Annotated in this window: 13 protein-coding genes; 9 read left to right on the forward strand and 4 right to left on the reverse strand. The window is 35.5% G+C overall.

The genetic code is table 11. The annotated features are described in order from the left end of the window. The first annotated feature begins 283 nt into the window (after nucleotides 1-283). The 3 genes from ACVWXS_RS25075 to ACVWXS_RS25085 all read left to right on the forward strand — a co-directional run bounded on the left by ACVWXS_RS25075 (nucleotide 284) and on the right by ACVWXS_RS25085 (nucleotide 1752). Entirely contained in the window at nucleotides 284-499 is a 216-nt protein-coding gene (locus ACVWXS_RS25075) for a hypothetical protein (protein WP_456960590.1), read from the forward strand. A 157-nt stretch (nucleotides 500-656) separates the two neighbouring features. Continuing rightward, nucleotides 657-1100, forward strand: a complete 444-nt coding sequence (locus tag ACVWXS_RS25080) for a WapI family immunity protein (protein WP_456960591.1) — start codon at nucleotides 657-659, stop codon at nucleotides 1098-1100. A gap of 181 nt (nucleotides 1101-1281) precedes the next feature. Next, nucleotides 1282-1752 carry an NUDIX domain-containing protein gene (locus ACVWXS_RS25085; protein ID WP_456960592.1) on the forward strand — a complete coding sequence of 157 codons (471 nt, stop codon included), beginning with the start codon at nucleotides 1282-1284 and terminating at the stop codon, nucleotides 1750-1752. 224 nt (nucleotides 1753-1976) lie between these two features. On the opposite strand, the gene ACVWXS_RS25090 is transcribed toward ACVWXS_RS25085, so the two are convergent. Continuing rightward, entirely contained in the window at nucleotides 1977-3290 is a 1314-nt protein-coding gene (locus ACVWXS_RS25090) for a short-chain fatty acid transporter (protein ID WP_456960593.1), read from the reverse strand. Nucleotides 3291-3597: 307 nt separating this feature from the next. Here ACVWXS_RS25090 and ACVWXS_RS25095 point away from each other — a divergent pair, with 307 nt between their 5' ends. The 6 genes from ACVWXS_RS25095 to ytxJ all read left to right on the forward strand — a co-directional run bounded on the left by ACVWXS_RS25095 (nucleotide 3598) and on the right by ytxJ (nucleotide 7794). Then, nucleotides 3598-4488, forward strand: a complete 891-nt coding sequence (locus ACVWXS_RS25095; protein ID WP_456960594.1) for a LysR family transcriptional regulator — start codon at nucleotides 3598-3600, stop codon at nucleotides 4486-4488. Between the two features lie 107 nt (nucleotides 4489-4595). Continuing rightward, nucleotides 4596-5303, forward strand: coding sequence for a CoA transferase subunit A (locus ACVWXS_RS25100; RefSeq protein WP_456960595.1), 708 nt, complete (start codon nucleotides 4596-4598; stop codon nucleotides 5301-5303). Then, nucleotides 5303-5944, forward strand: a complete 642-nt coding sequence (locus ACVWXS_RS25105) for a 3-oxoacid CoA-transferase subunit B (protein WP_427421009.1) — start codon at nucleotides 5303-5305, stop codon at nucleotides 5942-5944. The genes ACVWXS_RS25100 and ACVWXS_RS25105 overlap by 1 nt, the downstream gene beginning before the upstream one ends. A gap of 63 nt (nucleotides 5945-6007) precedes the next feature. Beyond that, nucleotides 6008-6634, forward strand: coding sequence for a kinase (locus ACVWXS_RS25110; protein ID WP_456960596.1), 627 nt, complete (start codon nucleotides 6008-6010; stop codon nucleotides 6632-6634). Nucleotides 6635-6816: 182 nt separating this feature from the next. Then, nucleotides 6817-7230: a VOC family protein gene (locus ACVWXS_RS25115; protein WP_456960597.1), complete on the forward strand. Its 414-nt coding sequence runs from the start codon at nucleotides 6817-6819 to the stop codon at nucleotides 7228-7230. Between the two features lie 234 nt (nucleotides 7231-7464). Further along, nucleotides 7465-7794 carry a bacillithiol system redox-active protein YtxJ gene (ytxJ, locus tag ACVWXS_RS25120; RefSeq protein ID WP_423491436.1) on the forward strand — a complete coding sequence of 110 codons (330 nt, stop codon included), beginning with the start codon at nucleotides 7465-7467 and terminating at the stop codon, nucleotides 7792-7794. Nucleotides 7795-7856: 62 nt separating this feature from the next. Here the strand turns inward: ytxJ and ACVWXS_RS25125 are convergent, their stop codons facing one another. The 3 genes from ACVWXS_RS25125 to ACVWXS_RS25135 all read right to left on the reverse strand — a co-directional run. Next, nucleotides 7857-8312: a hypothetical protein gene (locus ACVWXS_RS25125; protein ID WP_427421007.1), complete on the reverse strand. Its 456-nt coding sequence runs from the start codon at nucleotides 8310-8312 to the stop codon at nucleotides 7857-7859. Between the two features lie 111 nt (nucleotides 8313-8423). Beyond that, nucleotides 8424-9611 carry a Ger(x)C family spore germination protein gene (locus ACVWXS_RS25130; protein WP_456960598.1) on the reverse strand — a complete coding sequence of 396 codons (1188 nt, stop codon included), beginning with the start codon at nucleotides 9609-9611 and terminating at the stop codon, nucleotides 8424-8426. 205 nt (nucleotides 9612-9816) lie between these two features. Beyond that, nucleotides 9817-10060: hypothetical protein (locus tag ACVWXS_RS25135; protein WP_456960599.1), on the reverse strand; the 244-nt coding region annotated here is incomplete at its 5' end.

Below are 10060 nucleotides of genomic sequence, written 5' to 3' on the forward strand. Positions count from 1 at the left end.
ACTATATGGAGACAACATAAAAAAAGAGAAATCCGAATTTGAATTCATTCAAATTCGGATTTCTCACTAATTGAAGCTAGTTATGTCCCAGCCTCTTTTTCTACTTAAACTAACGTAAGCAGTTTAGTTTAAGTAGAACTTTGTAAAGGATGTTTTTAGTTTAATCCACTTTTATCCAATGAATTGATTATATGCTTTTTGATAGTATTGTTTAGTAAACTAACAAATTTGAATGCAATATTAGGGAAAATTTAAAGGATACTTTTGAATGAGGTGTATAAATATGGATACCCTTTTTATTGCTGTTTGGGTTGGTTTTACTATTCCTATTCTTTTTTCGCTTATTTTTGGATTACTTGAACCGATTGTTACGGTTGATAATACTGGAATAAGTATGATATTTATCGCTTTACTAATCGCCATTTTGGATGGTTACATTGGGATTAAGCTATTTGACAAATTCCAATTATGGATAAAAAAGCGAAAAAGATATCAATAAACTGGCTTATTAAACTACGGGGTGCTTTACTTCAAGTATGGAGTAGAGCCTTTTTCTACTTAAACTAACGACGCAAGTTAATTGAACATGCAACTGTTATGTTTTGGCGGTTTTGGTATTTTTAAATTAATGTTTCTTAATGAAATGAGTGATAAAAGTGAATGAGTTTAAAATTGCTGGTAAACAGGGATTTATACAAATTGAATTAAACGAAGTGTATGGTTTTCCTAATGAAACAAGTTATTTGGGCGGTTATGATGTTAAAGGCAAAATCGACATAAAGAGTGGAAATTGTTTTGTTAAAGATGCTGAAATATGGTTTTCCACTGGTCAGGTATATCAGTTCTTCATTCAGTTAAAGAAATGTTATAACGAATTAAAAGGTAGTGTTACCTTTTCAGAATCAGAGAATAATCTGAAAATCGAACTTAATTTTGATAAGTTTGGTCAGATAAACATTCAAGGATATTTTCAAGAAGTGGCACACCAAGAGAATATTCTACATTATGAGTTTGAAAGTGAACAAAGTTATTTAACCTCAACATTACGCCAGTTGAATAGTATTGTTGACCATTATGGCGACTTAAAAGGTAAAAAATAAGCTATTCCTTATTGTGCTAACGGGTGCTTTACTTCAAGAAGGAGTGAAGCTTTTTTCTTATTGAACTAACGACTTAGTTTGGTTGAACAAGGACTATCCAAAATTTATAGGTTTAATAAATGAGATACAAAAATAAGTACCAAATGTATTTTAAATAATCATATTGTAGGGGGAGAATTTCTTGTCTAATCCATTTCATCATTTAGCAAGGGGAATCTTTATAAAAGATAATAAAGTTTTACTTGCACAAGCCACTGGACATCCAAATACATTTTTACCTGGTGGCCACATTGAATTTGGCGAAAGTGCAAAAGATGCACTGATAAGAGAGATTGATGAGGAATTAGGAATAACATGTACAGTGGTTAGTTTACTTGGGTTAGTAGAACATAAGTGGGAGAAAAAGGGCGTATTACATTGCGAGATAAATCAAGTGTTTGAGGTTACAAACGAAGAATTAACAACAGGTCTTAACCCAGGATCAAGGGAATCTCATCTTAAATTTTTTTGGTGTAATGCAGATGACTTGGATACCATAAACTTACAACCTTATCCATTTAGGAATCTGATAAAAAATTATCTAAACGGAAATAAGGATGTTTGGTGGGAGAGTACTTTAAACTCTGAAATTGATGATACAAACAGAAGTTAGAAATTTCTTATTCAACTCCCATGAAAGAACTTAATCATCTTTCATTTTCTGTGATGAAGTGCTGTTTATTGCGCTTCATGGATGGCTAACGGGGTGCTTTAGTATAACAAAAAAAGTTAAGGTAGCCTTGTTAAAACCTATGCCATTTATCTTCATTCAAAGTGCACATAAAAACTTCACGGAAACGTATGTATGGCATTCCGTGAAGCTTAAATACTCGATATTTAGATGAAAAGGAAGCCAATACTAATAATAATTCCTGTAAAGAATAAAATGAATAAACAGAAGCCCATAATATCCCTAGCCTTTAAACCGGCGATTGCAAGGGCTGGCAGTGCCCAGAATGGTTGAATCATATTTGTCCAAGCATCTCCCCAAGCGATAGCCATAGCTGTTTTAGCATAGTCGGCACCTAGAGTTGTAGCAGCATCTAGCATAATAGGAGCCTGCACTGCCCATTGTCCACCGCCTGACGGAATAAAGAAGTTAACAAGTCCGGCTGAGAAAAAAGTGAATAAATAGAAGGTATGTTCATTGGAAATACTAACGAACCATTCTGAAAATACAGCAGCTAAACCAGAAGCGGTCATCATGCCCATAATCCCTGCATAAAACGGAAATTGAAAAACAATGCCCGTTGTTGTTTTAATAGCATCTTGTGCGGCTGCAAGGAAACGCTGCGGAGTCCCGTGGAATATGATACCTAACACAATAAAAATTGTATTTACAACATTTAAATCAAGAACAAAGCCCTTCGTAATAAAATGATAGATTAAATAAGTAAGTCCGATCATACCAATTAAAATCGTTAAAATATAACTGCGCTCAGAGCGACTGGCAAAATTGTTTTCAGGCTTAGGTAACTCCGTTTTTTCTTCCACTAATAAAGCAGGGTTAACCACAACCGTATCTTCTTCCTTTGGCATCATCCAACGATTAAATAAAGGTAAAGTGAAGAGGATCACTATGACTATAAATAAGTTATAAGTTGAAAAAATTGTAACATTGGTTGGTACGACGCCCATGATGTCAGCAAACTTATGACCTTCAGTCGCAATGGATAACGGAATTGAGCCAGCTAATCCACCATGCCAAATAACCATGCCTGAATAGGCACTGGCGATTAATAAGCGATAATCTACCTTCTTTACATGCCGAGCAATTTCCTTTGCAAAGAGGGCACCAATTACAAGTCCGAATCCCCAGTTAATCCAGCAAGCTATTAGTGATACGAATGTAATAACAATAATAGCCATGCCTGGTGATTTTATTTTACTTGCACCGGCTGATAATCCTTTTTTAAAGATAGGACTATTCGCTAAAATGTGGCCTGCAGCTAAGACAATTACCATTTGCATTGTAAATTCTAATAAACTCCAAAAGCTACCTCCCCAATATGTCACCATGTCGAGTGGAGAAGAATCTGTTAATGTAACCCCTAATAATAATACTAATACTGTGAGTATAGTGACAAAGATGTATGGATCAGGTAAATATTTTTCCATGATAGCATTTGAAATTCTTGTTAACGTTTTCATATTAGAAATCCCCTTTCCTTTTCGGTCATCCCTTATTGCTAATTGTACATAGAGAAATGAATAATTAAAGAAAAAATCGGAATTGAGGACAATAAATACAACGTAATGTAGAAATATTTTTATGGCTGTTATTCGCGAATATTGCTTAATTAAATATGATTGGCATCATGGGGAAACATTGTCGCTATCGTATTTGTCTTAGATATTTTTCTAGAAGAAGGATTAATAGAAAACGAGAAGAATTTATTACTAAATATGGATTTTGGAATAATTTTTATAACAAATTAGAATAAATGGAGGTGTCTATATGGAGCTACGAGATTTAAAAGCATTTATGACTGTTGTTGAATATGGGAGTTTTACAAAGGCTGCGAGTGAATCCTTTGTGTCACAGCCTTCATTAAGTAAAAGCATTAAAAAGTTGGAGGATACTCTTCATGTGGAGCTATTAAACCGAACTACACGCAATGTAGAATTAACAGACGCAGGTAGTATTGTTTATAAACAAGGACAAAAAATAATGCGGTCTGTACATGATTTACATATTTTACTGGATGATTTATTGAACATTAAAACAGGTTCTATTAAATTAGGGATTCCACCGTTAATTGGCACACTATTCTTTCCTGAAATTGCTCGAAAGTTTCATAAGCAATATCCAGAGGTACATTTAGAGCTCGTGGAACGTGGGGCTAAAATGATCGGAACATTAGTAGAAAATGGCGAAGTAGATATGGGGATTGTTGTTATACCTACAGATGAAAGGAAATTTTCTGTTCAATCATTTGTAGAAGATCAATTTTGTGTCTTTATTAATGAGTCCCATCCATTAGCACAGCAAGAACGTATTTTATTACAAGATTTAAAAAATGAAACATTCATTATCTTTACAGAGGAATTCACACTACATGATTATGTCATTAAATCATGTAAAAGCGTAGGGTTTACACCAATAATCGGCTATAAAAGCTCGCAATGGGATTTAATAGTGGAGCTAGTATCCTCGAATTTAGGCGTGACACTTTTACCGTATTCAATTGCCGCAAAGCAGACCAATAAAAATGTAAAAATTATTCCATTATATAATTTCGACATGCCATGGCGATTAGGCGTTATTACGAAAAAGAATACATATCAATCATTTGCATTAAAGCAATTACTGAATACAATTCGTACAGAAGAAGGGAGCGAAAATTAATTTATGCCTTTTTGGAATAAATAGTATTCTAATTAATTCCTTTACTTGTAAAATGATTCTGAGGTAGAATTTTTCTTAATAAACGAGCTATTTTAGGGGGTTTCGATATGGGGAATGGGAAAGTGTGGAATTCGTTTGAGGAAGCCGTTGCAGATATTAAAGATGGGCATACGTTAGCGGTAGGGGGCTTCGGGCTATGTGGTATTCCTGAAAAATCAATTGCAGCACTAGTCCAAAAAGGAACAAAGGATTTAACCGTTGTCAGCAATAATTGTGGTGTGGATGATTGGGGCTTAGGGCTTTTATTAGCCAATAAACAAATTAAAAAAATGATCGCATCCTATGTAGGTGAAAATAAAATTTTTGAGCAGCAGTTTTTAAGTGGGGAGCTGGAGGTAGAATTAACACCACAAGGTACTTTGGCGGAGCGTATGCGAGCTGGCGGGGCTGGTATTCCTGGCTTTTACACGGCTACTGGGGTTGGAACGCCGATTGCTGAGGGGAAAGAAGTAAAGGTTTTTGAAGGCAAGGAATATATTTTAGAAAAAGGAATTGTCGCAGATTTTGCACTTGTTAAAGCATGGAAGGCAGACAAGCTAGGTAATTTAGTTTTCAGAAAAACATCACGTAACTTTAATCCACTAGCTGCAATGGCGGGGAAAATTACAATTGCAGAGGTGGAGGAAATTGTTGAAGCAGGAGAGCTAGATCCAGATCATATCCATACGCCAGGAGTGTTCGTGCAACGCGTTTTACTAGGCGAAAATTATGAGAAGCGTATTGAACGTTTGACGGTGAGAAAGGGGGAGGCATGATGGTTGATACAAGACAAAGAATAGTAAATAGAGCGGTAAAAGAAATACAAAACGGCATGAACGTCAATTTAGGTATTGGTATCCCAACGCTAGTTGCTAATGCAATTCCGACTGATTATGACGTCCTTCTACAATCGGAAAACGGGCTTCTTGGCATTGGTCCATACCCAGCAGAGGAAGCAGTCGATCCTGATTTAATTAATGCGGGCAAAGAAACGGTAACGGCTGTTCCAGGTGCTTCATTCTTTGACAGTGCCGAATCGTTTGCCATGATCCGCGGAGGCCATATCGATCTTGCTATTTTAGGTGGTATGGAAGTATCTGAAACGGGTGACCTTGCGAACTGGATGATTCCAGGGAAAATGGTGAAAGGTATGGGAGGCGCCATGGACCTTGTAGTTGGTGCCAAAAGAGTTATCGTCGTAATGGAGCATGTCAATAAAAACGGTGAGTCAAAAATTAAAAAGCAATGCGAGCTACCATTAACAGGGAAAGGCGTTGTGCATCGATTAATTACAGACCTAGCTGTTTTCGACTTTACTGAGCAAGGTATGCAGCTAATAGAATTAGCAGAGGGTGTTACTTTAGAAGAAGTAAAAGAGAAGACAGCTGCTTCATTTAGTGTAGCTTTGACGGAATAAATAGGTATAACCAGTTCTTTTTCTAGGAGCTGGTTATTTTAATGTTGTTAGGAGTGTCAATCAATGGATATACGCGAAATTAAGAACGATATCATGAAGCAGATTGAAATGAGGTCTGCTAAAGAGAGACCTTTCATTGTCGCCATTGATGGATTAGGGGGCGCAGGTAAGTCTACTATTGCTAACAGGCTTACAGAGGAGCTTAAAACTAGTTGTGCTGTAGAACTGATCCATTTAGATAATCATATCGTAGAAAGAAGCAAACGTTATAATACTGGGTACGACGAATGGTATGAGTATTATTATTTACAATGGGATATCAACTTTATTAAACATAATATCTTTTTACAATTACATAATAATAATTTAGAGCTCCAACTTCCATTTTATGACCAATTAGCAGACACCAGTTGTGATAAAAAAATGACATTAGTAGCTAACGCTATACTTATTGTTGAGGGAATCTTTCTTTTCCGCAGTGAGTGGAGAGGTTTTTATGATTATCGTTTATATATAGAATGCCCTAGAACTGTTAGAGAGGAACGGGTATTACAGCGAGATGTGTATATTGGAGATTTTCAAGCACGACTAGATAAGTATAAAAGAAGATATTGGCCGGCCGAGGAGTATTATTTAGAAAAAGAAAATCCACTAGTAGCTGCTGATAGAATTTGTGATTTTTTAAGATAAAATTGGCGCTTCGCGGATATTTGTCTCTAATTCGCGGATATTTCAACCAATATCGCGGATATTTTGCTTGTCTCCGCGGGTATTTAAGTATTTCTATCAAAGAGTAGCATTTTTTCAGACCAATGGCTGTTCTCTAGCTTTAGTTTTCAATTATACAATTGATAAAAAGGAGAAAAATAACTATGAGACAACAATGGTCAGATGAATTACAGGTGGCACAAGTACGAATTGCTAGGCCAACTGATCAATTAAAGGAAATTGAAAAATTTTATTGTGAAGGTGTAGGGTTAGAAAAAATCGGTTCTTTCACAGGGCATCGTGGCTACAATGGTATAATGATTGGTCTTCCAAATGCTAGCTATCATTTAGAATTTACAGAGCATCTTGAGAGGAGCCCATGTCCAGCACCAACAAAGGATAATCTGCTTGTACTGTATATTCCAAAGTTTGCAACCATACAGCGTATTGCGGAACGCTTATTGCAAATGGGCTATCCAGAAGTAGAGCCAGAAAATCCATATTGGGCTGACAAAGGTGTCACAATTGAAGATCCAGATGGCTGGCGTGTTGTTTTAATGAATACTGAGGGGATTTAAATATTGTGAGAAGAGGTACGAGCTTTCGTTATAGTTGGCTCGTATTTTTATCTTTATTCAGCAAATGATTTTGTACCGAAAGCGTAGCGACAGGTACAGAAGATTCTTATCTCTGTTGCTTCACTTCCGCACAGTCGACCCCCTTTTGCTGACGCAATTACGCCAAGGTAAAATTGATTAATACCCTATATGGTATATAATGAATAGAAAGTTTACAGGTTGGAGGTTCAAAGTATGGAAAGAATTAAGACGGCTGAGCAATGGAGAGATACTTTACAGCAATCTAAGGATAAGGCCTGTCTAGTGTTAAAATTCAGTATGACATGTTTTAGTAGCATTTCAGCGTTAAAAGAGTTGAAAGCGCTAGAAACTAATTTGCCTAAGTATTTAGTTATTGTGCAGAAGGATAGGGATGTCTCAAATATTATTGAAAACGATCTAAAGGTGAAGCATGAATCACCCCAGCTATTCATTTTGAAAGATGGGAAAGGCGTTTGGCAAGCGACGCATTATAAAATAAAACAATCTCTTCTGTCGGAAGCAATTAGTATGTATGTTAAGTGAGTGGATAATAAAAAAGATACCCATTCTTTATACACGAAGGGGTATCTTTCTGAGAAAGTTTTCTAATGACCTAAAGCTTCATTTTGATGATAATGAGTAGCGATGGATTCAATATCTAGCTGCTCATAGTTTGTCCAATTAACTTTTCTAAAATCTTCCTCACTAAAATAAATATTTAATACCTCAGTCATATCTTTGTCTCCACCAGGTTCTGTTAATGGTGCATACCAGGAAATAGATGGTGTTTTAACGCTTTTAAGCTTGGACAGCTCTGCAAATATCTTTGTAGAGTCCTTCAGCATTTGACTTTTTACCCCTTTTGTTACATCTGCATCCTGAATGGAAATAGTGACAATCCCATTCTTTTCTTCAACAGTGAATTTATTTTTGACGGTAGCTCCCACTATATCTTCAACGGAAGTATTTTTATCGACGGCTACTTCTTTTGGAGCGGTATTTTTTCCGCAAGCTGATAGTAATAATGTGGCTAGTAAAAACAGATAAAATAACTTCTTCAATGTAATGACCTCCCTTGTTACTACTTATATGCGCAAAATGGAGGTGAATTATACAGGACGGTAGAAGGTTATTTGAAAGAAGGGTAGAAAATGCATCATGTTAATTTTGCCTTATTCTTTTTCGATGGAATTAACCAAGGTCGCTGTCCCAGTCGTCTTGACATTAACGTCAACATTGACTTCTAACTCTGGAAACGTTGTTGACCAGTCATCTTTAATAGCATCCCATGCTTTGTGATCTTCCTTATGAAGTACTTCTCCAAAGTTCAAAATATCAACTTGATAATTATCTTTAATCGTATTAATGGTTTGTTCAATATTTTCTTTAATAAAGTTAGCAGTTTTTTTATCAATCATTTTTAAAGTTTTCTCTTTTGATAAATCAATGGCACATTTAACTTCTGCAACATTTTGTTCAATATCAATTTTCACATTTATTTTTGGGATCCCTTGTTCAAATTTCCCTTGAATAGTTGTTTTAGAATTTCCTATTTCTGTCGTTATAGATCCTGCATTAGGACAAGAGGTATTTATGATTGTGCTTTTAATATTATTCATTAAAAAATTATAATAGATACTTTCTGATTCAGTTAAATAACCTATTAATTTATCCTTTTTAAATACCCCTAGTCCAGTGAAATGTAATACTGCTGATGTTTCAATTCTTTCAACATTATCTGGACGTTTACCTAATTCTTTGTCCCCAACTAACTCTATTGCTGATAAAACCGTACTTTTGTCATCATCTCCCAACTCAGAAATTAAATCTTCAGTATCAACAAATCTTGTTGAGCCCCAAGCACCTTGGGAAGCAAGTGCGGAATTTAGAATCTTTTTTGCTGGTAATTTTTCTATAGGTGTTAAGACATTTAAAATATCTTTAGCTGTAGAATTATAGGCTACAACAAAGTTAAAGTCACTTCTAATTGCTTGATCTCTAGCCAGAAAATCTAGAGCCTCCGCAATCCCTTCAGATGCAAATTCTTCCCCGAAAACAACTAATTGCATGTGAGTGAAATAGGCTCTCCTTGGAGAAGATGCAGTTAATTTCCTAATAGCTTCAAATACGGATTGTCCAGTTGCATGATAAGTAGTAACTGGCGATTGACTACCAGAAGATTTATTTTCAGACATTTCACCAGCATTGATAATTTGAACAGAAATAGAATATCCATCATTAACTTTATCAATACCTAAAGCCGAAACAATAGCTAGATCGCTTAATTCACGCTTACTCCAACAGCCACTTAGCAATAGCGTAAATATGACTAGAAAAATTACTATTAAAGATTTTTTCATTTTATATTCACCTCTTCAAGTAAACTATTAAGAGGATGAACAAGTTTTTAAAGAAATATACTAAAAAATTAGATGATAAGAATATTCTAGAAAACTAGCGTACAACCTTACAATGAGTTACAGCTTTCAATCTATAAAGTTCATGTAATACAGGTTGATTGATTGTTATCTCTTATCTCTTCGAAATTTTTCTTTTCTAAGCCCGCTATATTATGAAGCCTCTAAAAACGCCATTTCGCCATTCCAAAAATTTATCGATGGTGATGGTTATTTTTTTGTTATTAACAATAAGTGAAAATAGGCTCATCACCAAAAGTTGTGGGTGACATTTGTTAAGACGTATGCCTTGTATAAAAGTTGATTGGAGTGGAGACTGGGCGACTCCTTGGGGATCAGCGATAGAGGAACGAAGGCTAAAACCATCACGTCCTGTGATAACGCCTTCGTGA

The organism is Lysinibacillus sp. TE18511, assembly GCF_054062295.1.

Excerpts from the sequence above, each read along its gene's own strand:
- ACVWXS_RS25075 (WP_456960590.1), top strand. The coding sequence starts at position 284 with ATGGATACCCTTTTTATTGCTGTTTGGGTTGGTTTTACTATTCCTATT.
- ACVWXS_RS25090 (WP_456960593.1), bottom strand. The coding sequence starts at position 3,290 with ATGAAAACGTTAACAAGAATTTCAAATGCTATCATGGAAAAATATTTA.
- ACVWXS_RS25095 (WP_456960594.1), top strand. The coding sequence starts at position 3,598 with ATGGAGCTACGAGATTTAAAAGCATTTATGACTGTTGTTGAATATGGG.
- ACVWXS_RS25100 (WP_456960595.1), top strand. The coding sequence starts at position 4,596 with ATGGGGAATGGGAAAGTGTGGAATTCGTTTGAGGAAGCCGTTGCAGAT.
- ACVWXS_RS25105 (WP_427421009.1), top strand. The coding sequence starts at position 5,303 with ATGGTTGATACAAGACAAAGAATAGTAAATAGAGCGGTAAAAGAAATA.
- ACVWXS_RS25110 (WP_456960596.1), top strand. The coding sequence starts at position 6,008 with ATGGATATACGCGAAATTAAGAACGATATCATGAAGCAGATTGAAATG.
- ACVWXS_RS25115 (WP_456960597.1), top strand. The coding sequence starts at position 6,817 with ATGAGACAACAATGGTCAGATGAATTACAGGTGGCACAAGTACGAATT.
- ytxJ (WP_423491436.1), top strand. The coding sequence starts at position 7,465 with ATGGAAAGAATTAAGACGGCTGAGCAATGGAGAGATACTTTACAGCAA.
- ACVWXS_RS25130 (WP_456960598.1), bottom strand. The coding sequence starts at position 9,611 with ATGAAAAAATCTTTAATAGTAATTTTTCTAGTCATATTTACGCTATTG.